Annotated in this window: 29 protein-coding genes and 5 pseudogenes; 14 read left to right on the top strand and 20 right to left on the bottom strand. The window is 62.3% G+C overall.

The genetic code is table 11. The features are described 5' to 3' along the window. Positions 1 to 381 precede the first annotated feature (381 nt). A complete protein-coding gene (locus tag FOM02_RS28125; protein WP_265440288.1) occupies positions 382 to 549 on the top strand; it encodes a recombinase family protein in 168 nt (55 codons plus the stop codon). A 445-nt stretch (positions 550 to 994) separates the two neighbouring features. On the opposite strand, the gene FOM02_RS28130 is transcribed toward FOM02_RS28125, so the two are convergent. From FOM02_RS28130 to FOM02_RS28140, 3 genes are all read right to left on the bottom strand, one after another. Continuing rightward, positions 995 to 1,372, bottom strand: coding sequence for a hypothetical protein (locus tag FOM02_RS28130; protein WP_265440289.1), 378 nt, complete (start codon positions 1,370 to 1,372; stop codon positions 995 to 997). A 345-nt stretch (positions 1,373 to 1,717) separates the two neighbouring features. Further along, positions 1,718 to 2,182: a hypothetical protein gene (locus FOM02_RS28135; protein WP_265440290.1), complete on the bottom strand. Its 465-nt coding sequence runs from the start codon at positions 2,180 to 2,182 to the stop codon at positions 1,718 to 1,720. Further along, positions 2,155 to 2,724: a hypothetical protein gene (locus FOM02_RS28140; RefSeq protein WP_265440291.1), complete on the bottom strand. Its 570-nt coding sequence runs from the start codon at positions 2,722 to 2,724 to the stop codon at positions 2,155 to 2,157. The genes FOM02_RS28135 and FOM02_RS28140 overlap by 28 nt, the downstream gene beginning before the upstream one ends. Before the next feature lie 118 nt (positions 2,725 to 2,842). On the opposite strand from FOM02_RS28140, the gene FOM02_RS28145 reads away from it, so the two are divergent. Further along, positions 2,843 to 3,088: a helix-turn-helix domain-containing protein gene (locus FOM02_RS28145; protein WP_265440292.1), complete on the top strand. Its 246-nt coding sequence runs from the start codon at positions 2,843 to 2,845 to the stop codon at positions 3,086 to 3,088. Positions 3,089 to 3,503: 415 nt separating this feature from the next. On the opposite strand, the gene FOM02_RS28150 is transcribed toward FOM02_RS28145, so the two are convergent. Together FOM02_RS28150 and FOM02_RS28155 are read right to left on the bottom strand one after the other, a co-directional pair. Then, positions 3,504 to 3,695: a hypothetical protein gene (locus FOM02_RS28150; RefSeq protein WP_265440293.1), complete on the bottom strand. Its 192-nt coding sequence runs from the start codon at positions 3,693 to 3,695 to the stop codon at positions 3,504 to 3,506. Positions 3,696 to 3,783: 88 nt separating this feature from the next. Next, a complete protein-coding gene (locus FOM02_RS28155; protein ID WP_265440294.1) occupies positions 3,784 to 4,611 on the bottom strand; it encodes a hypothetical protein in 828 nt (275 codons plus the stop codon). 35 nt (positions 4,612 to 4,646) lie between these two features. Between FOM02_RS28155 and FOM02_RS28160 the strand changes: the two genes are divergently transcribed. From FOM02_RS28160 to FOM02_RS28180, 5 genes and pseudogenes are all read left to right on the top strand, one after another. Beyond that, the gene (locus FOM02_RS28160; protein WP_265440296.1) at positions 4,647 to 4,859 is read left to right on the top strand and encodes a helix-turn-helix transcriptional regulator; all 213 of its coding nucleotides are present in this window, start codon (positions 4,647 to 4,649) and stop codon (positions 4,857 to 4,859) included. After that, positions 4,856 to 5,722, top strand: coding sequence for a hypothetical protein (locus FOM02_RS28165; protein WP_265440297.1), 867 nt, complete (start codon positions 4,856 to 4,858; stop codon positions 5,720 to 5,722). The genes FOM02_RS28160 and FOM02_RS28165 overlap by 4 nt, the downstream gene beginning before the upstream one ends. Beyond that, on the top strand, positions 5,712 to 6,137 hold the full coding sequence (locus FOM02_RS28170) for a hypothetical protein (RefSeq protein ID WP_265440298.1): 426 nt from the start codon (positions 5,712 to 5,714) through the stop codon (positions 6,135 to 6,137). The genes FOM02_RS28165 and FOM02_RS28170 overlap by 11 nt, the downstream gene beginning before the upstream one ends. Positions 6,138 to 6,208: 71 nt before the next feature. Continuing rightward, positions 6,209 to 6,466 (top strand): DNA-binding protein, encoded by a 258-nt coding sequence (locus tag FOM02_RS28175; RefSeq protein WP_265440300.1) that lies wholly within the window; start codon positions 6,209 to 6,211, stop codon positions 6,464 to 6,466. A 271-nt stretch (positions 6,467 to 6,737) separates the two neighbouring features. Next, positions 6,738 to 6,923: pseudogene (locus FOM02_RS28180) on the top strand (MBL fold metallo-hydrolase); the annotation flags it as partial. A gap of 61 nt (positions 6,924 to 6,984) precedes the next feature. On the opposite strand, the pseudogene FOM02_RS28185 reads toward FOM02_RS28180, so the two are convergent. The 4 genes and pseudogenes from FOM02_RS28185 to FOM02_RS28200 form a co-directional block, all read right to left on the bottom strand. Then, positions 6,985 to 7,704, bottom strand: a pseudogene (locus FOM02_RS28185) (hypothetical protein); the annotation flags it as partial. Between the two features lie 151 nt (positions 7,705 to 7,855). Next, positions 7,856 to 8,047 carry a hypothetical protein gene (locus tag FOM02_RS28190; RefSeq protein WP_027559703.1) on the bottom strand — a complete coding sequence of 64 codons (192 nt, stop codon included), beginning with the start codon at positions 8,045 to 8,047 and terminating at the stop codon, positions 7,856 to 7,858. A 203-nt stretch (positions 8,048 to 8,250) separates the two neighbouring features. Further along, positions 8,251 to 8,493 (bottom strand): annotated as a pseudogene (locus FOM02_RS28195) (YidB family protein); the annotation flags it as partial. Between the two features lie 75 nt (positions 8,494 to 8,568). Continuing rightward, positions 8,569 to 9,231 (bottom strand): glutathione S-transferase family protein, encoded by a 663-nt coding sequence (locus tag FOM02_RS28200; RefSeq protein ID WP_027559704.1) that lies wholly within the window; start codon positions 9,229 to 9,231, stop codon positions 8,569 to 8,571. Between the two features lie 122 nt (positions 9,232 to 9,353). Between FOM02_RS28200 and FOM02_RS28205 the strand changes: the two genes are divergently transcribed. Further along, complete coding sequence (locus FOM02_RS28205) at positions 9,354 to 10,073, top strand: DUF599 domain-containing protein (protein ID WP_027559705.1); 720 nt, start codon at positions 9,354 to 9,356, stop codon at positions 10,071 to 10,073. Positions 10,074 to 10,720: 647 nt separating this feature from the next. Continuing rightward, on the top strand, positions 10,721 to 10,918 hold the full coding sequence (locus tag FOM02_RS28210) for a hypothetical protein (protein ID WP_084334349.1): 198 nt from the start codon (positions 10,721 to 10,723) through the stop codon (positions 10,916 to 10,918). 548 nt (positions 10,919 to 11,466) lie between these two features. Here FOM02_RS28210 and FOM02_RS28215 read toward each other — a convergent pair. Further along, complete coding sequence (locus FOM02_RS28215; protein WP_027559707.1) at positions 11,467 to 11,727, bottom strand: hypothetical protein; 261 nt, start codon at positions 11,725 to 11,727, stop codon at positions 11,467 to 11,469. 239 nt (positions 11,728 to 11,966) lie between these two features. Here FOM02_RS28215 and FOM02_RS28220 point away from each other — a divergent pair, with 239 nt between their 5' ends. Both FOM02_RS28220 and FOM02_RS28225 read left to right on the top strand, forming a co-directional pair. Next, the gene (locus FOM02_RS28220; RefSeq protein WP_167381162.1) at positions 11,967 to 12,131 is read left to right on the top strand and encodes a hypothetical protein; all 165 of its coding nucleotides are present in this window, start codon (positions 11,967 to 11,969) and stop codon (positions 12,129 to 12,131) included. A 252-nt stretch (positions 12,132 to 12,383) separates the two neighbouring features. Then, on the top strand, positions 12,384 to 13,373 hold the full coding sequence (locus FOM02_RS28225) for a helix-turn-helix transcriptional regulator (RefSeq protein ID WP_084334351.1): 990 nt from the start codon (positions 12,384 to 12,386) through the stop codon (positions 13,371 to 13,373). Between the two features lie 266 nt (positions 13,374 to 13,639). Here FOM02_RS28225 and FOM02_RS28230 read toward each other — a convergent pair. The 4 genes and pseudogenes from FOM02_RS28230 to mgtE all read right to left on the bottom strand — a co-directional run bounded on the left by FOM02_RS28230 (position 13,640) and on the right by mgtE (position 17,645). After that, positions 13,640 to 14,613 (bottom strand): annotated as a pseudogene (locus FOM02_RS28230) (hypothetical protein). A 144-nt stretch (positions 14,614 to 14,757) separates the two neighbouring features. Further along, positions 14,758 to 15,576 carry an aldo/keto reductase gene (locus FOM02_RS28235; RefSeq protein WP_027559709.1) on the bottom strand — a complete coding sequence of 273 codons (819 nt, stop codon included), beginning with the start codon at positions 15,574 to 15,576 and terminating at the stop codon, positions 14,758 to 14,760. Between the two features lie 134 nt (positions 15,577 to 15,710). Next, positions 15,711 to 16,013 carry a helix-turn-helix domain-containing protein gene (locus tag FOM02_RS28240; protein WP_027559710.1) on the bottom strand — a complete coding sequence of 101 codons (303 nt, stop codon included), beginning with the start codon at positions 16,011 to 16,013 and terminating at the stop codon, positions 15,711 to 15,713. 210 nt (positions 16,014 to 16,223) lie between these two features. Then, complete coding sequence (mgtE, locus tag FOM02_RS28245; RefSeq protein WP_027559711.1) at positions 16,224 to 17,645, bottom strand: magnesium transporter; 1,422 nt, start codon at positions 17,643 to 17,645, stop codon at positions 16,224 to 16,226. Positions 17,646 to 17,761: 116 nt separating this feature from the next. Between mgtE and FOM02_RS28250 the strand changes: the two genes are divergently transcribed. Both FOM02_RS28250 and FOM02_RS28255 read left to right on the top strand, forming a co-directional pair. Continuing rightward, the gene (locus tag FOM02_RS28250) at positions 17,762 to 18,535 is read left to right on the top strand and encodes a polysaccharide deacetylase family protein (protein WP_027559712.1); all 774 of its coding nucleotides are present in this window, start codon (positions 17,762 to 17,764) and stop codon (positions 18,533 to 18,535) included. Between the two features lie 160 nt (positions 18,536 to 18,695). Beyond that, positions 18,696 to 19,955: a polysaccharide deacetylase family protein gene (locus FOM02_RS28255; RefSeq protein WP_027559713.1), complete on the top strand. Its 1,260-nt coding sequence runs from the start codon at positions 18,696 to 18,698 to the stop codon at positions 19,953 to 19,955. Between the two features lie 4 nt (positions 19,956 to 19,959). Here the strand turns inward: FOM02_RS28255 and FOM02_RS28260 are convergent, their stop codons facing one another. Beyond that, a complete protein-coding gene (locus tag FOM02_RS28260) occupies positions 19,960 to 20,334 on the bottom strand; it encodes a hypothetical protein (protein WP_027559714.1) in 375 nt (124 codons plus the stop codon). A gap of 258 nt (positions 20,335 to 20,592) precedes the next feature. Between FOM02_RS28260 and FOM02_RS28265 the strand changes: the two genes are divergently transcribed. Next, the gene (locus FOM02_RS28265; RefSeq protein ID WP_181411698.1) at positions 20,593 to 20,850 is read left to right on the top strand and encodes a hypothetical protein; all 258 of its coding nucleotides are present in this window, start codon (positions 20,593 to 20,595) and stop codon (positions 20,848 to 20,850) included. A 59-nt stretch (positions 20,851 to 20,909) separates the two neighbouring features. Here FOM02_RS28265 and FOM02_RS28270 read toward each other — a convergent pair whose 3' ends face one another. The 5 genes and pseudogenes from FOM02_RS28270 to FOM02_RS28290 form a co-directional block, all read right to left on the bottom strand. Further along, positions 20,910 to 21,098 carry a hypothetical protein gene (locus FOM02_RS28270; RefSeq protein ID WP_027559716.1) on the bottom strand — a complete coding sequence of 63 codons (189 nt, stop codon included), beginning with the start codon at positions 21,096 to 21,098 and terminating at the stop codon, positions 20,910 to 20,912. A gap of 11 nt (positions 21,099 to 21,109) precedes the next feature. After that, on the bottom strand, positions 21,110 to 21,439 hold the full coding sequence (locus FOM02_RS28275) for a four-helix bundle copper-binding protein (protein ID WP_027559717.1): 330 nt from the start codon (positions 21,437 to 21,439) through the stop codon (positions 21,110 to 21,112). Between the two features lie 120 nt (positions 21,440 to 21,559). Continuing rightward, positions 21,560 to 22,504, bottom strand: a complete 945-nt coding sequence (locus tag FOM02_RS28280; protein WP_027559718.1) for a cation diffusion facilitator family transporter — start codon at positions 22,502 to 22,504, stop codon at positions 21,560 to 21,562. 26 nt (positions 22,505 to 22,530) lie between these two features. Then, positions 22,531 to 23,432 (bottom strand): annotated as a pseudogene (locus FOM02_RS28285) (NAD(P)/FAD-dependent oxidoreductase). Further along, a complete protein-coding gene (locus tag FOM02_RS28290) occupies positions 23,429 to 24,505 on the bottom strand; it encodes a flavodoxin family protein (protein WP_027559720.1) in 1,077 nt (358 codons plus the stop codon). The pseudogene FOM02_RS28285 and the gene FOM02_RS28290 overlap by 4 nt, the downstream one beginning before the upstream one ends. Between the last annotated feature and the right edge of the window lie 35 nt (positions 24,506 to 24,540).

The following is a 24,540-nucleotide window of genomic DNA, read 5'->3' on the forward strand; positions in this document are numbered from 1 at the left end:
CTACCAAGCTGCCCTACTCTCCTTCAATTTGCGCTGTCAAATTTTGCCGGCCTCGATCTGTAGCTTCTCACCGTAGCTGCTCACGTTGTTCTTCGACGCGTTAATGCAAATGGTCGCCAACTCAATGCTTTAGCCCTTCCGGTTTGGAGGAGCCCCGTTCCGCGGAGCTCCGCAAACTCAGCCCTGCCATCTTCTAGTGAGCGTGTCTTCTTGGCTCACGGCAAGCGCCGCCCGTCTCGCTTCAGCCCGCGCCGTCAGCCTTTTCTCAAGAAATCCGTACTTATTTCAGGTGCAAACCCATGAGACAAAGTACAAAACGGCTGGAAGCCGTGGCTTACCTGAGGACTTCATCGGCAGCGAACGTGGGTGCTGATAAGGATAGTGATCGCCGGCAGCGCCGCCATTGAGAGTTTCGCGAAGGCGAATGGGTACGAACTTGTCGATGAGTTTTATGACGCCGCTGCGAGTGGTGCCGATCCCATCGCCGAGCGGCCTGGCTTTGCGGCAATGCTCAACCGCATGCTGGTAATGGCGTCAAGACCATACTAGTCGAGAGCCCTGACCGCTTTGCCGGCGAATTGGCAGTCCAGCTAGGGGGACACGATCACCTGCGCAGCATCGGTATCACGCTGATTCCGACAAGCTGGCCTGACTTCTTCATCGAGGATACGCCAACCGCAGTTAGTTCGCCAAGTGCTTGGTGCCATCGTTCAGCTCGTCTCGCTGGGCACAGAGGCTCTCGATCTTGGCCTGCATACGGCTCAACAAGGCTTCGGCCGAGGCCGTACCGATCCCTGCCCGCTGGAGCTGAAGGACCTCCTTACGCCACGCGGATGCACAGCGGCTCGAAGACAGTGACCGCAAACTGAGCGTTTTCCGCCTCGAGGCGCTTACCAGACAGCCCCAGCCCCGTCCGATGGCCTGTCTCGATTCCGGCCCCTCCATAAGACACCGGCTTAAGCGGGCGTCTCTTGGGGCCGCGACCCAGCTGCCATTACATCACTTCGAACCGATAAATGAACAGCAAAATCGCTGCGGTGAAGCATGCGCTTGATCCCCATAAGCTGAAAAGACCAAAGTAATAGGTAGCCTTGTCGCTGAGGTTATTCGTGGGTGGCTCTTGCGCAACGATCGCTGTCGTCATGCCCGCCTTCAACATCGAGACGATGAGAAAAAACAGGGCCCCTAGCAGAAGTCCAATCCCGAAGAGAACTATGAACGCTCCCGTATTGTACCGAGGCGACGCGATGTCGAGGACCTTTATGCAATAGGCCAGTCCCGCCGCGTTGCCGGCAATTTGGGCCGTCGCAAGGCTTCTCCACGAGCTGCAATATTCCCAGAACGCCTTGAGCTTCTCCGGGTCGTGCCCCATCCCCCCTCCGTCGTTTCACAGCTTTTACGTGAAACGTTGACGGGAAGCTATAGGCGTCACGGGATTCATCACCTGTTCGAGGGGGCGGTCGTGAGACTGAGGCTTGCGCGATCTGTATTGAAAACCGCAAACCCCGGGCTTGAACGAGTGCGGCGAGGTCAGGCCCACTTCAGTGAGAAGCTTCTGATTCCGCCATCGTCCCGCCATGCGCGAGATTACCAATTGAGTGCCCTGCCCGACCATGTGTTGTTGCCCCTTCTGTACTTCGACTCAGTAGGACGCGCTGTAGAGGCTTTGGATTTGTTGGTTGGAGCCACGACAAGCAAGCGTCAGGCGAGTCAAAATTTACAACAAGCCCAGCTTCTTCTTCACGATTGTCTCTTCAGCTTCCTCAAGGAGCAGCCTCATATGTCTCGAAGGTGGCAGTTGTTCAAGGTTCTCTACATAGCTCTGCCACTCTTCCAAAGTGTCCCACGGTGAAGGTGGATCGATAAACCCGACGAACCCGGCCTCTACATCGAATTCGCTCCAATCTCGCCGTTTCATGCCGACGTCCGTTGGGATGTACGCATTTACTGCGAGTCTCCGGAAGACCCGCGCCAGGGATTCCAACCTTCTCCTTCTGTTGAGATCTGGCTCATCGAAGGCTTGCCAACTCAATCGATCCGCCATTTTGAAGTGCTGTTCAGGTTTGAACCGCATATGCATCTCTCTGCCTTGATCGCAAGCGAAATTACTCCCTAGGGGCGCGTCGTAGGGTCTGTAATCTATCATGGAGCCAGTCAGAGCACACCGGATCGCTTCAGGCATTCGATACCGAGATCCTGAGTGCGCTTTTCAAGCGCAGTGGGCATGGAGACCTTCTCGATTATGAAGTCTGCATCTGCGCGAGTAAGTATGGTGCCAACGGCGTCGCCATAGCACTGGCAGAAAGAAGAAACACGGGAAGCGCGGGCTCCCTGGAAAACGACTTTTCGAGGCGCTTCAAACTCGCACTGCTGCCTGACGAGGTTGATGATGTCGGCGCGATCCGCCTGAGAGATCTCTCTGGGCATTGCGCCGAAGTCGGCCGCCCAGTTGCCAACGATTTTGCCGGCAGGCAGGACGCCGCACATAATTACGGTCAGACCGACGATGCTCGAAATCGCTTTCTTTTGCGAAGGGCTCGAATTGATAAAGCGGCTCCGCGCCCACTCCGCCGCCCCCCAACCTGTGCCGAGTGCTGCTCCTGCGGCCGCGTAAATAAACCAAGTCGGTCCTCTGTAAGGACTGCCGCCAAATACCAGCTCACCTACAAGGGCGACGGCGCAGCCGGCGATAATCATTCCGAGCATGAACGCCAGAATAGTCACCAACGCCCTCATATTGGGCTCCCTCAATGGCAGACGCAGTCAAACGATTTCGGTATCGGACCACATTTTGTTCTATATATCGAGGTGTATATTTTGAACAGATGTCTTCGCTTCTCGCATGGACTTGCGAGAAGTTTTTGCAACGAATCTTCGCCAGCTGCGAAACGCTCAAGGGCTTTCGCAGGACGATCTTGCGTATGAAGCGGAGATAAGTCGGAGCTACCTAAGTCAGCTAGAAAAGGGCGCGTTCTATGCGAGCTTAAAGATCGTCGGCAAGCTTGCCACTGTCCTGCGGGTAGAACCCGCAGAACTGCTCAAATCGCCGGCGAGCAAACCTGGTCGCGAAGTACGCAATAAGCGCTGAAGCTGCTGGTGTCTCTCCCCTCGGCGGCCGGGGCGTCTCATGCTAAGCTATTGTCCCAGCGTGGATTTTCGTGCCGGTGAAGATTGAGACACCTGTCTCATCCATGTCCGCGCGGTGACTCGCTGTCTCAAGGGTCGGGATTCGACCTTGAACGGCTCGTAAGAGGGCTCGGTCTTTCGCTTCCCCTGTCGATTTGACTAAGGTGCGCATGCATTTGTTGCGACGGTCGTGCCCCGGAGTGAGACATTGGCCCTAGATACAGGGTGTCTCACCCACTGTCTCAAGCTATCTTAGAGGCGGTGACTCGCTAGCTTTAACGCAATCGCAGCGCCTCCCGACCGCCAGCTATCCATCAGCTTGCTGTCCCAAGAGCCCCCGTCCTCGGGACCGGGCACAGCTTCGCCCCTTTCCGCCTTCAGTCCGGGAAAAGCCCCAATCTGAAGCTCTTGACGAGGGAGAAGGCCCAATCGACCTCGCGTACTTGGTTGCCCTCCGATCCCTCGCGGTCCGCGGCGTTGCGCCCGCCGCGTCGGCCCGTCGCCGGAGCAAAGCGCTCCGGAAAGGGTGCTCCGGCCCAAGAAAGCTGTGCGTTGAAGCGCGCGTCCATTTGTTGGTCCGACACGCGGCTGCGGCCCTCACGAGGCTTAACCTTCGCGGTCGAACGTGCCAGACCGCTCCTATAGCCAAAGTGGTGCTCAATTAGGATCTTTGACGGACGACCGTCCGGCCAAAATTCTTTGAAACATTTCAGCTTTCGCAACGAACGATGGTTGTTTCCGCCACCTCGACACCGTGCCTGGATCGACACCTACCGCAGTAGCGATTGCTCGTACGCCTAGATGCGGAGCTTGCGCAGCAATCTGCGCTGCCGCTTCTCTTGCTTGATAATGCCTAGTGTCCTCAGGGCTTGGAAGCTTCACGGATAAAAGTTCACGCAAAAGCTCAGCTAAAAAGGTGCCGTCATCGGCTTGGTCTTCGAGCAAAGTGATTGCTGCCGCTGCAATGACCGACCGCGCCAGCTTACCACGTGTCCTTACGGGGGAGTTTCGTCCGTCTCCAAGCGAACGCAGCTCCTTAAGCAAACAGAGAGCTAGGACTTCGCCTGCGTTCCCCGCGAATCCGGGGACCTCGAAAGCTGCGTCAAATTTCCTGCAAGCTTCCTTATACTCTTCTTGATCGTTAGCCGTCATTCGCAGCTTCTTCCTAGGCATTAGCCGGAGAATCGCCTTTTCGCCGCTCTGAGGCTTCTTGCCAGATGGCGTCACCCAACGAGCTGACCTGCTCCAGCCGAGGCTCTCGACGGCGTCTATGACAGCCAATGGGATTTTAAACTCTCTAAGTTTTCTAAAGAGTTCAATCCTGTGGTCCATCCAAAGCCCGATGTCTTCGCCACCCTCGGTGAGAAGTGGGCGAGTCACGATGAGGTTCATCTTTGATTTGTAGCGAGTAGATTTCTTCCTTTGCGCCATGCGATGTCCAAAGCGTTGCATTGAAATTGGATTGAGCAACACCTTACCTACCATTACCACACCCAACCTGAATATACGGGGTTGGAGAAATGGCTCGCATTCGCACCGAGAATTGTGACGCGAGAATAATCGGATCAGCCGAGCGTCGGCGGCTGGTGCCATATTCCGATGTGCACATCTGGCGACTCGAACAAGCGGGTCTCTTTCCCCAACGCATTAAGCTGGGCGAGCGCCGTATTGGCTGGGACTTGAATGAAGTCCTTGAGTGGATCGATTTGCGCAAATCTCGGCGCCAGTCATGATCAAGCCAGACGTACGCAAGCTGCCATGGCTTAAGTTCTATCCTGCAGACTGGCGGGCTGATCCCGCCCTGCGTATGTGCTCCCTCGCAGCACGCGGTTTGTGGATGGAAATGCTTTGTATAATGCATGAGGCCGATCCGCGCGGTTCATTGATCGTTCATGGCAACACCATTGGCGCAAAGCAACTCGCCAGTCTTTGCGGTGCAACCTTTCGCGAAACGACAACACTCTTGCGAGAGCTTGAGCTGGCAGGAGTTTTCAGTCGCACTGAAGACGGGACCATCTTCTCTCGTCGCATGAAACGTGACGATGAAAAGGCCGAGCGGGATAAGGCTAACGGCAAGACTGGCGGTAACCCCAAGCTTAAGACCGAGGTTAACCCCCTGGATAAAGCCCATAGACCAGAAGCTAAAGGGCAGAATTTAGAATCTAGAATCCAAACGCAACGAAAAGAAAGGCCGCGCGCAGGCGCGCTGGCTACTCCTTGGACTGACGCCGATCGCGAGCGGTTTTGGGCGGCATTTCCGAACAAGGTCGGCAAGGCCGACGCCATGAAAGCCCTCGACAAAGCCTCACATAAGGTCACGCCGGACGCGCTGTTTCCGGCGTTGAACGACTACGCGAACAAATCTGACGACCGACCATTTTGCAATCCGGCAACATGGCTCAATCAGGAGCGTTGGCTCGACCAGCCAGCGGCAAACAACAATGGCCAACGAACTTACGGTTCGTCCCGTCGACATTCTGGCGCTGATTTCCTCTCCGGAATGTCTGGCTTGGCGGCGGATATCGCTGGGAACAGTCAAGTACCCGGGACTAGCGACCCGGACGTACCTCTCGGGAGGATTAACATTGACGGATGACCAGCGGCTCTGCATTCGCCAAAAGATCGCCGAGTTGCGCGCGGCTTCAGAAGCGGACAACGGAACGGAAAATCGGAAGGCACGGCTCGCGTTAGTCGGCAATCTCCTGCTGGCGTATCCAATTCCAAATGGCACTTCCGAAGCAGGCCGCGCGCGCGCAGAGGCTTATCTCGTCGCCCTCGAAGGCGTTCCTCCGTGGGCAATCGCAGAAGCCATCAGACGCTGGCACCGCGGCGAGTGCGGCCAGGGCTACAACTATCGTTGGGCTCCGGCGCCAGCCGAGCTACGCCAACTTTCAAAAGAGCGGGTACTCCCCGCCAGGGAAACTATCGCCCATTTGGAATCAGTGCTCGGTGCGATCTCCCTCGAACGCGCAATGGATCCGACGCCAATTAACCCCGCTTTCGGCAAGTGAGTGCGGGGGCGCGGCTTTGCCGTATCGAGCATGACTCGGGTTCTTGTCATCCTAAGTGAGAGGCAGATTATATGAAGAAAAGCTCCGAAAGCATCGCTGACCTGTTGGTTCATGCTCGACCGGCGCTAGTCGCTACCGTTCAAGAAACGATGACAGTATTGAAAATAGGACGGGCAAAAACTTATGAGCTTTTGAATGCTGGGATGCTGGAAAGCTACTTAGAAGGCTCGTCTCGCAAGATCACATGGCGCAGCATAGAGGCGTATGTCGAGCGTCGACTGCACGAAGAAGCGGTACGTCGCAAGGATCGCAGGTCTGCCGGTTTGTAACGCTAAGGAAGCTGCCACATGGCCAAGAAACGTCCGAATGGTGCGGAAAGCCCCTATCGCCAAGTAGTCGATGCAAGCCAAAGGATCTTGACGAGCGAGAAGGCTCATGCGCTTCAATTCCGAACGACGGATACTCCCTCCTCTACATTCTGTTGAATGCTTGACGTTTTTCGGCGCCCAGCGCGATTGCTACGGTTGCAATCTACGATTTTGGTCTCGAAATGCGGCGCTGCGCCAGTCGCTCAAGTGAGTCACGACAGACGTCAGCTTCGTGCTCCAGCAGAACGCGCTGGTGGTCAATACCGGCGACAAGCTCATCCTGTTCGATACTGGGATGGGAAGCCTGACGCTATTCGGTCCGACGACTGGCCGGCTGATGAGCAGCCTCAAGCTGGCGGGAATCGATCCGAAAGACGTCGACGCGGTGGTGATGACGCACGCGCACATCGACCATTGCGGCGGCTGCATGGCGGACGACGGATCGCGTCACTTCCCGAACGCCGAATATTTCATCACGCAGGCGGACCCGTCGGCATCGACGGCGGCAGCCCGGCGAGCGCAGCATTGGCCGGCAGCGCCCCCGGCGTCGTGGGCGCGCCCCAGGTCGGCGCGTAGCGCGCGACCAGCTGATCGTAGAGATGGGAATCCATGTTGGCGGCGACCTGCTGCTGATCGGTCAGCGAGCGGAACGCGGGGCAATCGAACTGCGTGCAGCCGTCGCGCGCGACCAGCACCTGGGCGACGAGGCCGTAGCGATCGTGCTCCAGCGTCTTGCGCAGCAACTTCATGTCTTGTGTCAGGCTCTTCTCGGCGGTCGCGGCATCGCCGAGCGCGGTCAGCCGGTCGATCCGGCTTGCCGTATAGACGACGGCGGCGGCGGCCGCGTCGGGCGCGCCGAACAGCGCCCTCTCGCAGCCGGCGGCCACGGTATCGCCGGCGAGCTCGTCGAGGCAGGACAGCGCCGGCAGGCCCGCGACGACCGTGGCCTGCGCGCGGCCTTCAGCAACCGGCGTCTCGTGCCCGAGCGACCCATAGAGGCGCATGGTGGCGGCGACGGCGATAACGATGGCGAGCAGCGCGATCACGGCCAGCGCGCCGTTGGCGACCGTTCTCTCGGCGCGCAGCAGCGTGATCAGCAGAATCAATCCGAAGAAGCCGGCAGCGGCCAGCGTCATCCACATCGGGAAAGCCGACGAGCGCCAGGTTTGGTCGAGCGAAGTGGCCCAAGCCCAGTCCATGCGCGACGTCCCCTCACGCGAGCTGAGAGCGAATGGTCAAGCGAGCACCGCGAGTCGGCAACTGGCCCCGGCTCACCTTGCGAAGGTGAAGCGGCCTTTTGACGGCGGCAGGATACAAATTCCTTGAGGCGCGACAAGGCGCAGGTAGCCCTTAGGACAGCGCGAGCTGGCTTTCCTTGGCGACGCGTTCGAAGGCTTCGGTCGAGCTCTTGATGCGGTACTGGCAGTCGTCGCCTTCCGTCGGCAGCAGGCGGATGATCTCGTACGAGCCGCTCGCAGCAGGGCGCGCGACGTTGCTGGCCGTGAAAAGTACGCGCGCTCCCACGGGGAATTTATGCTTCAACGCCCATCTCCATCACTCAAACAGCGCCGGCCGTGCCCAGGGTCCCACTGCGACGGACCGGCTAAACCCGGGCCGCTGTATAGCACGCGGCCGGCCGCTTTGGCCAGCAGTATACAGGCATGGCAAACACCCCGATCTGTCAGTGTTTTCAGGATGATGGCCAGGGAACCGGGCGGCCGCTGGTAACGCCGGAACGGCCCGCTTCAGGCGGTATGGGGCAAATGGCCGTCGGGGCTTGCATGATCCACCGCCTTGGGCAGTTCCTGGGCGAGGATCTCGCCCAGCTGATCGACCGGAATGTTGTAACGCGCGGCCAGCTGGCGGACGGTGTCGTTGCCAAGGACGGCCCGGAGCTGGTCGGCCGAGATCGGCAGGTTCTGGCCATCGCCGAGCCAGGATTTGACCTGCTCGCCGAAGCCGGACTGCTGGAGCTTTGCGACGATGCCCTCTCCTTGCATTCCCTGGCGATTGGGCGCCGCCCTCGCACAGGGCGTCAAGCGGCGCGCAATCACATTCATGAGTTAAGCAGTCTCGAACTTTTCGATGACAAGCGTTTCGGCGATGCCGTCGCGGGTCCATTCCTGAAACGCCGGCATCGCGATCATCGTGTCCATGTAGGCCTTGGTCTCCGGTGTGACCTCGATGGCGTAGGTGCGGAAACGGTGCACGACCGGGGCATACATCGCATCCGCCGCGCCGAAGCGGCCGAACAGATACGGTCCGTTGGCACCATAGCGGGTCCGGCACTCGCGCCAGATCTCCTGCACCCGCGCGATGTTGGCCTTGGCGTCCGCCGACAGCGTCACGGGGCGCACGGGGCGGTGCAGGTTCATGCCGCATTCGTTGCGCAAGGCCATGAAGCCGGAGTGCATCTCGGCGCACACCGAACGGGCATGAGCGCGGGCCGCGACGTCGTCGGGCCACAGCTTCTTCTCCGGATAGCGCTCGGCGATGTATTCGATGATGGCGAGCGAATCCCACACGGTGATGTCGCCGTCGACCAGCACCGGCACCTTGCCGGCGCGGCTGAAGGAGAGGATCTGCTCCTTGTCCGCGGGATTGTCGGTGTAGAGCGGAATCACGGTCTCCACGAACGGAATGTCGTTGGCGCGGAGCGCGAGCCAGGGCCGCATCGACCATGACGAGTAGTTCTTGTTGCCGATCGCGAGTTTCAGCGCTGCCATGTCACTGGTCCTTCCCGAGTCTTCTGGATGCAGCCGCTTTTAGCGCCATCGCCTGCCGCCAATCAATCGTTGCTGCGTCCCGCCATGCATGGCAATCGTTGCCGCTCCGCGAGGAGAGAGACATGAGCAGGCACTGGGTCGACATCACCGCCGTCGGCTTCTTCATCATCGAATGGCTGGTCTATGCACTGACGCTGGAGCATTCGGCCTATGGCCGCGACAGCCTGTCGGCGCGCATGAACCGCTATCGCGAGGTCTGGGTGCGCCGCCTGCTCGATCGCGAGGCACGGATGGTCGACATGCAGATCATGGCCTCGCTCCAGAACGGCACCGCCTTCTTCGCCTCCACCAGCCTGTTCGCGCTCGGTGGCGCGCTGGCGCTGCTGCATGCCACCAACGACGCCATCACCATTTTGGGCAAGCTGCCGATCGATCTCAGCACCTCCCCCGCCATGTGGGAATTGAAATGCGTCGGCCTCGTGCTGATCTGCGTCTACGCCTTCTTCAAGTTCGCCTGGGCCTATCGCCTGTTCAACTATGTCGCGATCCTGTTCGGCGGGATGCCGCCGGCCTCGCAGCGCGGCACGCCGGAAGCCGAAGCCCATGTCATCCGCACCACGCGCGTGTTCGAATCCGCCGGCCGCCATTTCAACCGCGGCCAGCGCGCCTTCTTCTTCGCGCTCGGCTATCTCGGCTGGTTCGTCAGCCCCTGGGTGCTGTTCGTCAGCACCGCGGCGGTGGTGGTCGTGACCTGGCGACGGCAATTCGCGTCCAACGCCTGGGCTGCGATGGCGCCGGAGGTGGTTGCGGATGGTGGGGACGTTCAGAAGCGCGGTCATTGATCTCAAAGGCGGGCTCTCAGGTTTCCGCTCTCGTAGCCCTCGATCGCCACATCAAGCTTCCGTTTGCCGGTCTCGATCCCGGCACAGATCGTGGTATGCTTGCCGATCTTCGTCGATCCCTCTCTTGTGATGCGAACCTTAAGTTCGTTCAACCATTCGGGTCCCGATGAAGTGCCGATCGCGATCTCGCTACGTTAGACAGCCCTCTTGACAGCCTCGCGGGTGTTTTGCCCGACGGGCGACGCACAGACGCTCGCAGCTCCAGCGGAACAAAGCGAAATCCGAGGCATCCCGAGGCGCTTACGTGCCCGCACCGAGTTTCGTCGACGACCTCGCCTCCGCCCCTAGATCATAAGACCAAACGCGCGATGACGCGACGAGCGCCCTGGAGGGGACCGCCCCTTTCAAGCCTCAAGTTATTTTGGGGCCCGCAGCCACCGGGGGTAGCGCGACCGCGCCGTGTGAGGATATTTGCAGTTTTTGATTTCGCGCTTTCGTTTTGTACCAACTCGCACAGAAATGGGGTGCGCGGAGTGGCTTACGCAAGCCGTGATCTTCACGGTTGGAACGCGGAGACCGACACAAGGTTTACTTTTTGCGTATTATCGCGCTGCGCTGACGGACGCGCGCTGCATTGGAGGCGCTGCATGAAAGTCATCGTTGATGAAACCGGCGAGGTCATCGCCATAGCAACGGATGATCATATTCTGCTCGGGGGCCACCATCGCCTGGCGGTGGCGGGCAGCATGGGCAAAAGATTGTTCTGGCGAGATACCGGCGAACCTGTGAAGCTTGATCTCTTCTTCAAGCACCATCCGCATGGAAAATCCCGCCGTTCAGCCTGAGCCGTTCGCCCTGGTAGTCTTTGAGTGGGTGAAGAACGCGAAGCATCCGGCATATCGGCGCGTGCAGGATCAGTTCTGATTTGCAGCACTCTCGCTAAAGGTCAGGCATTGGCCCTTTTTCCCGCTCAGGTACTGTGCTGAAATACCGCTCTCTAGCGCTGGGGAAGTAAGATGAGGCATGACCGGATCGTAACGGCCGCCATCATTGCGATCGGTGCCCTCAACACGGTGCTCGCGGCAATAGCGCTTCTGTCCCTTTGAGCGCCTGCCTGAAGTGTGCACCGCAGGTCTGACATGGTGCAGCGTGGTCAGCGGCTGCTGGCCGAGCTAGCGAGGCTAGTCGAAACGTCGCCACAAGAGAACCCACTTGCGTACGACCGCCCGGCCCGGCTCATCCGGAGTAATCGCCTCCAAGCTAACATGCTGACCAACGATTGCTGCTAGTCGAAGCTGATCCCGCCGCCAACCGAAGATGATCTCTACAAGGACGAAGCCTACCGGCTGTGGGCGGTTAAGCAGCAGAGCAAGTAAGCCCCGCCGTCGAAGGATCAGCGCGATTTTCGCTTGTGTGTTTGTTTGCGGCTGAGCCGTTTGGCGTTGGCCGCAACCTTCCTTCGATACTGCGCGACAATCTTGTCTCCGGATGCCCCGGCCATCAGGCTTTTACCGGCCTTCGCCGCCGCAAAGAATTTCTCACTCACCATGAGTTGGGCTTCACGTTGAGCGGCTTTGCCGCCGCGCATCAGCTTCGCCATCCGCAGGCCGATCACGCGGTTGCTTTCCAGCCCGAGCATCATCCAGTTCCACATGCGGCGATATTCCTAGCCAAGCAAAGCCTCGGATCGCATGAACGACCCCGGTGTGCCTAGTGTCCAATCAAAGCCGCGTGGCCTATCACGACGCGGATCATTCTGCCGGTAACGCGCGTCCTTACGAGCTAAAGGGTTCCTTCACCTTGCTTTAAGGAACACCCGAACTGGTAATAGCTCGGCCCCATTTGGCGCGGAATATCAGACCGCTGCTGCTGGGGGCTAAACGGAGATGTCCGATGGGTGCGGCAGGTTTGCGCTTCGCGCATATGAAGAGAACTCTTCGATTGCGGGCAGTCTTTATCAGCGTGCTGGAAGAGTTGCCCTTTATCTGCCCGGTGGCGGTCGCAATCGGCTCGCTGATCATGATCGGCATCACTCTCTGCAAGGATTGGCCGCAGTGAGGCCTCCATCATCTACCGAATGATCTGCAGTCTTCTCGTAGCGGCTACGCGGAAATCTTCTCGGGCCGTTACGAAATTTCGCGCATCATCGCAACCTCGATGCGAACCGTGTCAGCATCGAAAGTCTGACGGGAAATTCCTCGTCATTTTCTTGAAGTCCTCCCTTGTAATCCACCTCACACCTGCACCGAAGCGCAGTCCGATATAGTCCAGTCGCTCTTGCGGGGTTGGGCGCCGAAACGGGAGACCGGCATGTCAAACTCATCTGCGCTTTTGCGATGGTCGACCGAGATGCTGCCAGAGCGCGCTCGGTTCTCCACGTTCCGAGAGGAGTTTGCGCGGCTGAACCTTGCCTTGGACGTGATAGATCACAACGGCGGCCGCCCACGTATCGACGTCACCTACTTGTCGCTCGGCGCGGTTGGCGTTTGTAGCATTGTCACCACGCCGGTGGAGTTCATCCGTTGCAAGCACCACCTCAAGGATAGCCGTGACCAATTCGGACTGAACATCGTCGAGGCTGGACCGGTCCAATTTGCAAATGCTGGCCAGGAAAATGTCTATGACGCTGGCTCCGCTTGTTTGATTGACCGGGGAAGGCCGCTGCGCGTGTTTGGGCCGCGTGGCGGCAGCGTCAAATTCGTGACCGTGCAGGCTGCTGCCCTTAGGTCTCTGGTTGCGCAGCCGGAAGATCTTTCAGGTCGGCCGGTGCATCGCGGACCGGCGCTTAGATTGCTCGGTCGCTACCTGCGGTCGCTCGCATCCTTCAAACAACCTCCGTCATCAAAACTGGCGTCCACCGTCGGCGTACATCTCCTCGATCTCGTGGCCGCGACGCTCGGGCCGACCGCCGAAGCTGCAGACATGGTTACGGAGCGTGGTGTGAAGGCGGCCAAGCTTCAGGCGATCCTGGCGGAGGTCGCGCAACGCTTCGGCGATCCCAATTTCGATCTGGACAATGTTGCTGGAACGCTCGGTATGTCGCGGCGATACGTGCAAAAATTGCTCGAAGGGACCGGAAAGTCGTTCACCGAGCACCTTGCAGGGTGTCGGCTTGAGCGTGCCTTCGCGATGTTGGCTGACCCGCACCATCTGCATTTGGCCATCATTGATATCGCGTTTGCAGTCGGCTTTGGTGACCTTTCTCATTTCGATCGCTCGTTCCGCCGACGCTTCGGCGAGACGCCATCAGGTGTGCGCGCCGCATCAATCGGGCGGCAGAAGTCATCCAGCGCCCCCTGACAGCGCCGTCTGTCCGCGCGAAGCTCTGGGCTCACGGAGAGCAATCCGCCCTGCCCGCACTTTCGCGCCCGACGCTGCCGCGTCCACCGCAAGCCCGGCTCGCGACCATGCGACCACATGATCGCCCCTCAAGGATGAGCCGGGATGGACGATATATACGACAAATCCGAATTTCGGTAAAGCGGAATATTCTCAAGGGTTCGATTGACAGCCGCGCGGGTGTTTTGCCCGTTGGGCAATCCGGGACCCGTAGTCCCCAGGGTGAGCTAAGACCCGAGATCCCGCGGCGAGAACGGCAGGTCCATCACCTTCCATTCCTCGTACAAATTGGCCGGCAGCATCTTGTAGGGCTGGCAGGCCTGGAGCGCGGCCATCGCGGACTTCACCAGCGCCACGCCCTTCGCCGACGGCGGGGCCTCGATCAGGATCGGCTCGCGTGCCAGCGTGCCGTCGGTGGCGAACACCGTGCGCAGCTTGATGCGGACATTGTCGGCCGGCGTGAGCCCGGCCGGCAGTTTTGCGCAGCTTCGCAAATGACGGCGCAGCTCGGCGACGACCTCAGGCGGCAGCTTGGCCGCAATTGAATCCTTGGCGTCGCCACCGTCATCCTTGGGCAGGTCTTTCGGCTCGGGCGGTAGTTCGGGCGGCAGGCCCAGCATGACGCCGTATTTGACGGTGACGTCGGGCTCCGGCGCCTGATAGGCCGGCGGCGGGGCGGCGGCTGCGCCGCTTGAGGCTGCATTTGCGGCAGCGGCTGCGGCGGCGGCAATTGCGACGGCTGCGGCTGGGGCTGCGAAGATTGCGGCTGCTGAGGCTGCGACTGCTGAGGCTGCACGTTGGCCTCGCGCTGCTTCGCCGCCTGCGAGGGTTGCGGCTGCTTCTGCTGCGGTTCGGGCGATGCCTGCTGCTTCGGCGATGCCGCGGTGGCCTTCTCCTTGGCCGCAGGCTTCGGCGCCGCCTCTGCCTTGTCCTTGTCGGTGAAATCCAGCTTCGGCAGCTTCAGGTCGGGAAGCGGCTCTTGCGGCTTTTCCTTTTCCTTTGCCTCCTCCTGAGCCTTCTCCTCGGCCTTGGCCTCCTCCTGCTTCACCTGCTCGGGCGTGACAATGTCGACCGAAACGGTCTCGGGCGCGGCGGCATGAAACGGATGGACTTCGCTGATCACGATGATCAGCGCCACCAGCGTCAGATGCGCGATCGCCGACGCCGCAATGTCCGTCCGTATGATCTTCCGCAGTTCCATCGACCGATCTTGGGTTGCCGTCGCGGTCCTAAAACGCGATGAGGTCGGGATCAACCGTCATTGCGTTTTAGGCTTCTGGTTGGGCATGATCTTATCGGAAAACCGCACTTTTCCGGATCATGCCTGGCATACCCCAGTCCCCCCTCAATCCCATTTCGGCGCGAAGCCGAAATCCGTCAGGCGGCCCTTGGGGCTCGCCAGCGCGGCGATCTCCGCCATCTCCTCGCCCGAGAGCTCGAAATCGAAGATATCGATGTTTTCCGACAGGCGTTCGACGCGCGAGGTGCGCGGGATCGCCGCAACATTCTGCTGCACCAGCCAGCGCAGGCAGGCCTGGGCCGGCGTCTTGCGATGCGCGCGGCCGATGGCGGCGAGCCTCTGGTCGGACTTGATACGGCCCTTGGCGACCGGGCTGTAGGCGACCAGCGCAAGGCCATGCTGGTCGCAGGCCGCCCTCACCTTCGCCTGGTCCAGGTAAGGGTGGTATTCGACCTGGTTGCAGACCAGCGGCTCGGATGACAGCGCCACCGCCTGCTCCATTAGCGCCACGGTGAAGTTGGAGACGCCGATGTGACGGGTCAGGCCCATGCGCTTGGCATGCGACAGCGCGCCCAGCGTCTCCGCCAGCGGCACATGCGAATTGGGCCAGTGCAGCAGCAACAGATCGACGGAAGGAAGCCGCAGGCGCGCCAGGCTCTCCTTGACCGAGCGCTCGAGATCGTGGGGCGCGAAGTGATTGGTCCAGACCTTTGTGGTGAGGAAGATATCATCGCGGCGCACGCCGGAGGCGCGCAAGCCGTCGCCGACCTCGCGCTCATTGTCGTAGACCTGCGCGGTGTCGATGTGGCGGTAGCCGAGCCGCAGCGCCTGCTCGACCACGCGGGCACAGGTGCGCCCTTCCAGCTCCCAGGTCCCGAGCCCGATCGCCGGGATTTTTGCGCCACTGGCCTCGACGAACAGCATGAGGAATCCTCTCTGTTGCGGCAGCCCCTGATATCATTATGGACCCGGTCGGTGACACTGCCAACGAATGCCGCGGCGCTCGGGCCGGATATTCAGGGCAATGCTAACGGGAGGTTCGCGTCAGGCCTTGGCGATCAGGCCTTGGCGAGCGCCTGGAACACCGTCTCCGGCGCGTGTGCGATCACGGCGAGCAGAGCGCGGGCGGGTCCCCGCGGGGCGCGCTTGCCCTGCTCCCAATTGCGGATGGTCTCGACGGGAACGCCGAGCTTTGCGGCGAACTCCATCTGGGTGAGACAGGCGCGGCGGCGCAGGTCGCGCACCGCGAGCGAGCCGGCGTCGCCAGGTCCGGCATTGGCGCTCGGCTGGACCGGATATTCCTGCCCATCCCGCAATTCGACGATCCGTCCGTCCGCCTTCAGCCGCAACCGCATGTCCATTCCCTCAAGCGGGCATGATGATGCGGCAGGTCGCTTAAGTTCGGATTAAAGATAACCGCCTCTGGCCCGGGAAGTCAGGGGTCCCGGTTCTGCGCAGCTCTCTCCCCGTCATTGCGAGGAGCCCTTGCGACAAAGCAATCCAGGCTGCCGCCGCGGTGGGATTCTGGATTGCCTCGCTTCGCTCGCAATGACGAGGAGAGAAAGGCGGCCCTACTTCAACCCGAACCACAACGTCGCGATACCGAGGAAGGAGAAGAACCCGACCACGTCGGTCACCGTGGTGACGAACGTGCCCGACGCCACCGCCGGATCGGCCCGGACACGTTCGAGCGCCATCGGGATCAGGATGCCGCCGAGCGCGCCGGCAACGAGGTTGCAGATGATGGCGAGCCCGATGACGATGCCAAGGCCCGGGATCTTGAACCAAGCCACCGCGGCGATGCCCGTGATCACGGCAAAGGCGAGGCCGTTGACGAGGCCGACCAGGGTCTCACGCATGATCACGCGCCAGGCATTGGAGGAGCCGAGCTCGCGCGTCGCCAGCGCCCGCACCGCGACCGTCATGGTCTGGGTCGCGGCATTGCCGCCCTGGCTCGCCACGATCGGCGCCAGCACGGCGAGCGCGACCATCTTCTCCAGCTGGCCCTCGAACAGGCCAAGCACCGAGGACGCCAGGAACGCGGTGGCGAGGTTGACCAGCAGCCAGTTGAAGCGGCCGCGCGCGATGGTCAGGAACGTGTCCGACAGCTCTTCGTCGCTGGTGACGCCGCCGAGCGCCTTGAGGTCCTCGTCGGCCTCTTCCTCGATGACGTCGACTACGTCGTCCACCGTAATGACGCCGACGAGGCGGTCCTGGGTGTCGAGCACGGGGGCTGCGACAAGATTGTACTTGCCGAACATGCGCGCCACCTCCTCCTGGTCCTCCAGGACGGAGACGCGGCGGCGGTCCTCATCGGTCAATTCGGTGAGCGGCACCGGGCGGCGCGCGCGCAAGAGCACGTCGAGCGGGACTGCGCCCTGCCAGTGCTGATCCTTGTCGACGACGTAGATCTCGTAGAAGCGATCGGGCAGATCCGGCGTCTCGCGCATGTAGTCGATCGCCTGCCCCACGGTGAAATCATGGGGCACCGCGATGAACTCGGTCTGCATGCGGCGGCCGGCGGAATTTTCCGGATAAAGCAGGCTGCGCTCGAGCGCGACGCGCTCCTGCAACGGCAGCTTTTCGAGGATCTCCTCCTGATCGGCCTCGTCGAGGGTCTCCAGCAGCTCGACCGCATCGTCGGATTCGAGCTCGCGGACGCCTTCGGCGACTGTTTCCGGCGGCAGCTCCTCGAGGATCTCCTCGCGCACGGCCTCGTCGACCTCGTTCAGCGCGGAGAAGTCGAAATCGCGGCCCGTGAGCTCGACCAGGCGGACGCGGTCGTCGGGCTCGAGCGCGCCGATCAGGTCGCCGAGATCGGCCTCGTGCAGCTCGGCGACGCAGGCGCGCAGCGCGGCGCTGTCGCCGGCCTCGATCGCATGGGCGATTTCCTCGACGAATTCGTGCCGGATTTCGCCGTCTTCATTGCGCATCGGCACGTGGTCGAGTACCGAGGCCTCGGCGGATGGAGCACCGTCCATATGTTCATCCATGGTGCGCCTCGCCGTTTGACAGGTTGGAACGTGTGATCTGAGCTGATGGTTCAGGCAATACCCACAAGGCAACTCCGAGCGCAATGACAAAGATGCTTCGACTGCGGTGGACCTCGATGTCGCTGGGCGTGGTCCTCGCGGCCCTCGGCGGCATCGCCTCTGCGGAGGCCGCCGACTGCCCGCGCAAGGATGCGCTCGGCACTTCGCGTGTCCTCAGCGTCGACGCCAAGACCACGCCGCGCGTCGGCGTGAAGAGCTTTCCGCAGACGTTGCCGCTTGCCGATCACGAGGTCGTGCTGACCTTCGACGACGGCCCGCATCCACCGACGACGTCGAAGGTGCTGGCAGCGCTGGCGCAGGAATGCGTGCGCGCGACCTTCTTCCTGATCGGCCTGCACGCAGCCGAGCATCCTGAGATGGTCAAGCGCATCGCGCGCGAGGGCCACACCATCGGCCACCACACATGGTCGCATCCGTTCATGGCGCGGATCCCGTTCGAGAAGGCGAAGAGCGAGATCGACCGCGGGATTGCGGCCGGCGAGATGGCGCTGCACGGGGTCTCGACCACGACGCCCTCGACGCCGTTCTTCCGCTTTCCCTATTTCGAAGCGACGCAAGCCGAGCTCGACCTGCTCCAGTCGCGTGGCATCGTCGTGTTCGGCGCCGACCTCTGGGCCAGCGACTGGAACGAGATGACGCCGGAGCAGGAATTGAAGCTCATCACCGAGCGCCTCGCCGCTGCCGGCAAGGGCATCATCCTTTTCCACGATCCCAAGGCGCGCACGGCCGCGATCATGCCGGCCTTCCTGCGGTATCTGAGGGAGAACGGCTATCGCGTGGTTCACGTGGTCCCGGCGGGGACATCACAGAAGAACGCCGACGCGCGTTGATGCCGGAATGTCACGTCGGCGCAAAAAGGGGTGATTTGAGCCCTATTAACACTCTGTTCATGCTACGCCATGCAAAGATGGCTGGGGACTTGCGCCTGAACCGTTTCGGGGCGTCTCCGACCTACTAAGACGGCAATCTTATGAGGGCAGACCGAGTTTCATGATCGGACGTAGCGTTGTTTTCGGGACGCGATCGTGGGCCGTCCTTGGCGTAGTGTTGGGATTGCTGGGCACCGCCTCGCAGGCGGCGCTGGCGGCCGAATGCCCTGGGCATCCGGGCGCGCTCGGGACCTCACGCACCCTCGTGGTCGATCCGCGCGAGCATCCGCGCATCGGCACGATGCAGTACCGCGAGACGCTGCCGCTGAAGGACCACGAGGTCGTGCTAACCTTCGACGACGGTCCGCTGCCGAAATATTCCAACCAGGTGCTCCAGATCCTCGCCGACGAGTGCATCAAGGCGACCTTCTTCATCATCGGCCAGCAGGCCAAGGCGAACCCCGAAGGCGTGCGCAAGCTGGTGGCGGCGGGCCATACCGTCGCCACGCACAGCATGGACCATCCGCTGACCTTCGACCGGATGCCGGCCGAGAAATTCGAGCCCGAGATCAACGGCGGTATCCAGTGGACCTCGGCGGCGATGACCGATCCGACAAAGCTCGCGCCGTTCTTCCGCATTCCCGGCCTGATGCGCGCCGAGGGCGTCGAGAACTATCTGATCTCGCGCGGCATCCAGGTCTGGAGCGCCGACTTCCCGGCCGACGACTGGCGCCATGTGTCGTCCGATCGCGTCTACCAGCTCGCGATCCAGCGGCTGGAGGCCAAGGGCAAGGGCATTTTGCTGCTGCACGACATCCAGCCGCGCACGGTGGCGGCGCTGCCGAAGATCATCCGCGACCTCAAGGCGAAGGGCTATCGCATCGTGCACGTGGTGCCGGCGACTGCTGACCAGCCGGCGACGCCGACGACGGCAGTGGAATGGCTGCTGCATCCGCCGACCGAGACGACGCCGATCGCGCGCTGGCCGGCCGTTCCGACCTTCGTGTTCACGGAGACCAAGTCGCTGCCGGCGCCCTCGCTCGCCGATCTGAACGCGGAAGCCGCGCATCAGCCGCTGCTGCCGCCCCGGACCAGGGCCCAGATGGATGTCGCATCCACCCTCGCCGCGCCGGGCCGCGATCTGTTCGCAATCCCCGAGGGCTCGGTCGAGGTGCTGCTGTCGACGACCTTGTCGCGGCGCGCCGCGACGCGGCTGGCGATGGCGGCCGAGACGCCGCATGCGGCCAAGGGCAAGGCCACAAAGTCACGCGCGCCTCGAACCGCGCACGCCGCGCATGGCACGCTGAAGCATGCAGCGCAGGCAAAGGGCACCACGCCCCGCCCGACCCGCATTGCGACCGGCGTGAAGAAGCGCGCTTGAGTTGTCATTGCCGCATGATGGCGGCGACGCAGAGCAGCACGATCAGCGCCAGGAAGAACAGGTCCATATAGGACTTGAGCTCGCCGTCGCGCCGCAGCCGCGCGACGTCGGCGACGACCTGCTTGCGCGCGTTGGTTCCACCCGAACCGTCGTTGATCGGCGCCTGGAGGCGGCGCGTCTCGGCCTCCAGCTTCTCGATCTTCTGGAAGAAGTAGAACGCGCGCAGCGTCGAGGCCGCGCGCATGGCGGAATAGACCAGCACCAGGATCGCCAGGATCGCCCGGTTCGGATACTTCTCCATGAAGTTCAGGCTGAAATAGACGACCGCCAGGAACGCGAAGTTCGTGACGAAGCGGTAGACGAAGCTGAGGAAGACCATGCTGGCTCGAGCCTTGAGGGGTGCGCAACCGGATCGGGTTGCGGGTACGGGATCAGGGAAACCCAGAGCGGAACAGCCGGCCTGGACGCCGTGCAGGTCCCTCTACGCCAACTTCGTTTCAAGAAAGATACCGCCGCGCCCGCAACTCGCCGCCTTTTAGCCACGCTCGGCCATAATGCAAGCTGGCGCCCGGCCGCCGGCAATGGAGATTTGGCCGAAGTCGCGATAGACTGGCAGCGCCACATGTGGGGTCTGCCGATGCCGAAGAAGGGAATCACGGGCCACGACGAATGGGTTCTGACCGAGGCGCTCGCGACCGCGCTGGTTGCGCTGGAGCAGCTCGAACCTAAGCACCAGCCGAACGCGCATATGGACGATCTTCGCAAGATGCTGGCGAACGGCAAAGAGCCGGCGGCAGTGAGCCTGCACCTCGCGCAGGCCAAATGCCGCCTGTTTCCCGACCTCGATCCGCTGGAGATCTACCGGGAATACGGCATCGGCGAGGAATATGGCTGAGGCCCGCGCGCGGCGGCGCGGACGCATCGGCTGCGATTTCAAGCGGTTACAATCGCGCCTTACGGCCCGCCGGCAACCGATCCCGCGATCACCATGGCGAGCGCGGCAAGATCGATCCGGCCGTTGACGATAAGCTCCTCCGAGTCTTTCGCATCGCCTCCACCCTCGACCTTCAGCGCCTGCGGCCGGTTGGCCGCCTGACGTTCCAGCTCGCCGATGATGGCTTCCTTGAGCTTCTCTTCCAACATGGGCTTGTCCCTCAGGCCGCCATGGCGCGGCAGGATTGAGCGCAGGAGCGGCACATCGCGACGCACTCGTCCATGCCGCCGATCCGCTCGCAATCGGCGGCGCATTCGTCGCAGATTTCCGCGCATTCGCCGCAGGTGTGCCGGTGATGCGGCGTGTTGATCAGCATGAAATGCGCGGCCGTCCGGCACATTTCGGCGCAGGCCATCATCAGGCGGAAGTGTTTTGGCTCGACGTGCTTGCCGCCGGTCTCGAGGCAGTGGTTCATCGCCGTGCCGAGGCAGGTCTGGTAGCAGCTCATGCAGAGCGCGATGCAGCGGTTCATCTCTTCGGATTGAGCCATCCGGTCTCTCCAATTGCGCCTTCGATGCGGCCCTGCCCGCTCACGCTCAACCAAGGCGAGGCTTCGATCGTTCCTGCCGGCTGGCCGATTGTGAGATCCCGGGGAACCGCGCGGACGGCGCTAGCCGAAGCGCCGCGCCCGCACCGCGTGGAAGCGGGCATTGGTCTGCGGCTTGATGAACAGCGCCGCCACGCTCGGATGGCGCTTGCGGATCTCTGTCTCGATCGAAACCACGCATTGCTCGATGTCGTCGGCGCGCTTGTCGTCGGCAAACTCGATGCTCAGGGCCGCGACCACCTCGGCCGGCGACAGCTGCACCGTCAACAGGCCGTTGGCCCGCAGCACGCCGGGCGAGTGCCTTGCGATGTCGAGGATGGCGCGCGCAAGCTCGGGATCGGCGGGCTCGCCGATCAGGAGGCTCTTGCTCTCACGGGCAAGGCCGATCGAGGCGATCGTCAGCAACAGCCCGATCAGGATGGAGCCGACGCCGTCCCAGACCGGCTGCGCCAGCCACACTGCGGCCGCAGTCGCTGCGGCGGCAATGACGATGCCGACCAGCGCCGCGCTGTCCTCGAGCAGCACCATGAAGGCCGGAGGATCCTTGCTGCGGACGAAGGCCTGATAATATCCGAACCGCCGGGCATCGGCGCTGAAGCGCCGCACCGCGACCAGCCAGGAGCCGCCTTCGAACAAGAACGACAGTCCGAGCACCACGAAGCTGACGGTGGGATCCTCGATCGGCTCGGGCGCGGCGACATGCATGATGCCCTGATACAGCGAGACACCGGCCCCGAGCGCGAAGATCAGCAGCGCAACGATGAAGCTCCAGAAATACAGCTCGCGCCCATAGCCGAGCGGATGGGCTTCGTCGGGCGGCCGGCTCGCGCGACGGTAGCCATAGAGCAGCAGGATCTCGTTGGTGGTGTCGACGATCGAATGCACGGCTTCGCTTGTCATCGCCGAGCTTCCTGTCCAAGCCGCCGCGCCGATCTTGGTGATCGCGACGAGGATGTTGCCGAACAACGCCGCGTAGACCGAGGTCTTGGTGGATGATCCTGCCGTCATGTTCGCCGATGTCGGGGCCCCGCTTCTCATGCCAGCCGCCGCGGCAGACTGCTGTGGATGGTGCAGGCGGCGATTGCGGCGTGGCCGAACGCGACCGAGATCTGGTGCAGGTCGGTGACGACGTCGCCGATGCCGTAGAGACCTCCGGCCGACGTGCGTTGATGGTCATCGACTTTCAGGTAACCGTCGGCGGTATGCTCTGCGCCGAGCGACACCGCGAGCTTTGAGCGCACCTCTGCGCCCATGACGCGATAGACCATGTCGAATTGCGCCGTGCTTTCGTCCGCAAACACGGCTTCGATCCTGTCCGCCGCGCGTCTCAAGCGCAGGTCGGGCGCGAACACCACCTCGACACCGGCCTCGGCCAGCCGCGACATCGCGGCCTCGTCGTCACCCTGCCCGGTTGCGAGCAGCGTCACATCGGGCGAGTAGCCGCGCAGGAACAGCGCCTTGCCGGCGGCACGCCCGAGCGGGTCGACGACACCGACGCGGCGGCCGATCGCCTCGAAGGCGTCGCAGACCGGACAATAGCGCAACAGCCCGTCCGCGACGGCCACGCGCCATTCGTCGAACGGCGGATGGGTGTCGACGATGCCGCTGGCGAGGACGACCGTAGCGGCCTCATGCGCGCCGCCGCGCCAGCTCGCCTGAAAGCCGTGCGCGAGCCGCTGCAATGCGGTGACCTCGGCCTCGACGCGCGTGACGGCGAGCTCGTCCAGCTGCGCCGACATGCGCGCGATCAGCTCGGCGCCGGACAGGCCGTGCACGAAGCCCGGCACGTTATGACTGCGCGGGATCAGCGCCGCCCGGCTCGCGCCGGTGTCCGCGATACAGACGCGGCGGCGAAAGCGCGCCAGATAGATCGCGGCCATCATGCGGGCCGGGCGCCTCCGACGATCAGGCAATCGATCGGTTGTGCACCGGTCATTTGGGATTCGGATCCTGAAGACCCGCGCCGGGCTCCTCAAGGCGCCCGCTCCGCGCCAGCTTGACGGCGTCGCCGAGCGCGCGCGCCGCATTCATGACCTCCTGCTGAAATTCGCTGTCCTCGTCGAGCTCGTGGTGCGAGGTGGCGTATTGGTCCATGTAGCCGATATAGCCGTCGAGCTCGGCGAAGCGGCCCGCGGAGATCAGGTGCATGTCGGTGAGCCAGTCGGACAGGGCCCGGCGCACGCCCTCGGCGCCGACGGCATCGCCGTGAACCACGAGGCCAAAGTGACGGCCGGCGAGATGGCGCGGATACGGCCAGCCCTTCAGCTCGATCGCCTTGGCTTCCTTGGCCGTCTTGCCGTGGGTCGAGGTCGGATCGGGATTGCCGCCGTCGGCGCAGACCATGCGGTCCATCATCGCCTTGAGCCCGGACGGCACGTGATACCAGTTCACGGGCGTCACGATCAGGATGCCGTGCGCCGCGACCCAGAGCGGATAGATCTCGTTCATCCAGTCGCTGGTCTGTCCCAGCGAATAGTTCGGATAGCAGCTGCACGGCCAGTGGCAGAGCGGCATCGCGGTCGAGACGCAGGACTTGCAGGGATGGATGGTCTTGCCGAATTCGGAAGCAAGGCGCGACAGATCGAGGATGTCGACGGCGAAGCCCATCTCGACGAAGACCGGCTCGGCCAGCTTCACGAGGCGCCAGGTCTTGGACATCTCGCCCGGACAGGTGTGCTCGCTGCGCGCCGAGCCGTTGATGATCAGGATGCGCGGCGTCTCGCTCGCATCGTCATGCCGCCGCTGCGCCGCCAGCAGCGCGACGCGCGCATCCAGCCAGTCGAGGGCGATGTCGTAGTCGGGATCGGTAAATCCGGGGCCGGCCTTGCGCGTCAGCGGTGCCTTGCGCGAATGGCTGTAGGCGTCCCAGGCGGCACTGACGATGGCATCCAGCTCGCGCCCGAGCGGCGCAAAGGCGGGATCGATGAACTGGCTCTTGTAACGGTGCTCGAACTCCTCGCGCGACAGCTTGACGGGCGGCATTCCCTTGCGAACGTCGGCTTCCGTCATGCTGGCTCCCTCGCGAAGTCGGTCTCATGCGACCA

The organism is Bradyrhizobium sp. SEMIA (assembly GCF_014844175.1).
Taxonomy (GTDB): domain Bacteria; phylum Pseudomonadota; class Alphaproteobacteria; order Rhizobiales; family Xanthobacteraceae; genus Bradyrhizobium; species Bradyrhizobium arachidis.

What these genes read in the sequence shown, in the direction of transcription:
- FOM02_RS28130 (WP_265440289.1), bottom strand. Translation starts at nt 1,372, where the DNA reads ATGGGGCACGACCCGGAGAAGCTCAAGGCGTTCTGGGAATATTGCAGC.
- FOM02_RS28135 (WP_265440290.1), bottom strand. Translation starts at nt 2,182, where the DNA reads ATGCCTGAAGCGATCCGGTGTGCTCTGACTGGCTCCATGATAGATTAC.
- FOM02_RS28145 (WP_265440292.1), top strand. Translation starts at nt 2,843, where the DNA reads ATGGACTTGCGAGAAGTTTTTGCAACGAATCTTCGCCAGCTGCGAAAC.
- FOM02_RS28150 (WP_265440293.1), bottom strand. Translation starts at nt 3,695, where the DNA reads ATGGACGCGCGCTTCAACGCACAGCTTTCTTGGGCCGGAGCACCCTTT.
- FOM02_RS28155 (WP_265440294.1), bottom strand. Translation starts at nt 4,611, where the DNA reads ATGGTAGGTAAGGTGTTGCTCAATCCAATTTCAATGCAACGCTTTGGA.
- FOM02_RS28160 (WP_265440296.1), top strand. Translation starts at nt 4,647, where the DNA reads ATGGCTCGCATTCGCACCGAGAATTGTGACGCGAGAATAATCGGATCA.
- FOM02_RS28165 (WP_265440297.1), top strand. Translation starts at nt 4,856, where the DNA reads ATGATCAAGCCAGACGTACGCAAGCTGCCATGGCTTAAGTTCTATCCT.
- FOM02_RS28175 (WP_265440300.1), top strand. Translation starts at nt 6,209, where the DNA reads ATGAAGAAAAGCTCCGAAAGCATCGCTGACCTGTTGGTTCATGCTCGA.
- FOM02_RS28200 (WP_027559704.1), bottom strand. Translation starts at nt 9,231, where the DNA reads ATGGCAGCGCTGAAACTCGCGATCGGCAACAAGAACTACTCGTCATGG.
- FOM02_RS28205 (WP_027559705.1), top strand. Translation starts at nt 9,354, where the DNA reads ATGAGCAGGCACTGGGTCGACATCACCGCCGTCGGCTTCTTCATCATC.
- FOM02_RS28210 (WP_084334349.1), top strand. Translation starts at nt 10,721, where the DNA reads ATGAAAGTCATCGTTGATGAAACCGGCGAGGTCATCGCCATAGCAACG.
- FOM02_RS28215 (WP_027559707.1), bottom strand. Translation starts at nt 11,727, where the DNA reads ATGTGGAACTGGATGATGCTCGGGCTGGAAAGCAACCGCGTGATCGGC.
- FOM02_RS28220 (WP_167381162.1), top strand. Translation starts at nt 11,967, where the DNA reads ATGGGTGCGGCAGGTTTGCGCTTCGCGCATATGAAGAGAACTCTTCGA.
- FOM02_RS28225 (WP_084334351.1), top strand. Translation starts at nt 12,384, where the DNA reads ATGTCAAACTCATCTGCGCTTTTGCGATGGTCGACCGAGATGCTGCCA.
- FOM02_RS28235 (WP_027559709.1), bottom strand. Translation starts at nt 15,576, where the DNA reads ATGCTGTTCGTCGAGGCCAGTGGCGCAAAAATCCCGGCGATCGGGCTC.
- FOM02_RS28240 (WP_027559710.1), bottom strand. Translation starts at nt 16,013, where the DNA reads ATGGACATGCGGTTGCGGCTGAAGGCGGACGGACGGATCGTCGAATTG.
- mgtE (WP_027559711.1), bottom strand. Translation starts at nt 17,645, where the DNA reads ATGGATGAACATATGGACGGTGCTCCATCCGCCGAGGCCTCGGTACTC.
- FOM02_RS28250 (WP_027559712.1), top strand. Translation starts at nt 17,762, where the DNA reads ATGTCGCTGGGCGTGGTCCTCGCGGCCCTCGGCGGCATCGCCTCTGCG.
- FOM02_RS28255 (WP_027559713.1), top strand. Translation starts at nt 18,696, where the DNA reads ATGATCGGACGTAGCGTTGTTTTCGGGACGCGATCGTGGGCCGTCCTT.
- FOM02_RS28260 (WP_027559714.1), bottom strand. Translation starts at nt 20,334, where the DNA reads ATGGTCTTCCTCAGCTTCGTCTACCGCTTCGTCACGAACTTCGCGTTC.
- FOM02_RS28265 (WP_181411698.1), top strand. Translation starts at nt 20,593, where the DNA reads ATGCCGAAGAAGGGAATCACGGGCCACGACGAATGGGTTCTGACCGAG.
- FOM02_RS28270 (WP_027559716.1), bottom strand. Translation starts at nt 21,098, where the DNA reads ATGTTGGAAGAGAAGCTCAAGGAAGCCATCATCGGCGAGCTGGAACGT.
- FOM02_RS28275 (WP_027559717.1), bottom strand. Translation starts at nt 21,439, where the DNA reads ATGGCTCAATCCGAAGAGATGAACCGCTGCATCGCGCTCTGCATGAGC.
- FOM02_RS28280 (WP_027559718.1), bottom strand. Translation starts at nt 22,504, where the DNA reads ATGACGGCAGGATCATCCACCAAGACCTCGGTCTACGCGGCGTTGTTC.
- FOM02_RS28290 (WP_027559720.1), bottom strand. Translation starts at nt 24,505, where the DNA reads ATGACGGAAGCCGACGTTCGCAAGGGAATGCCGCCCGTCAAGCTGTCG.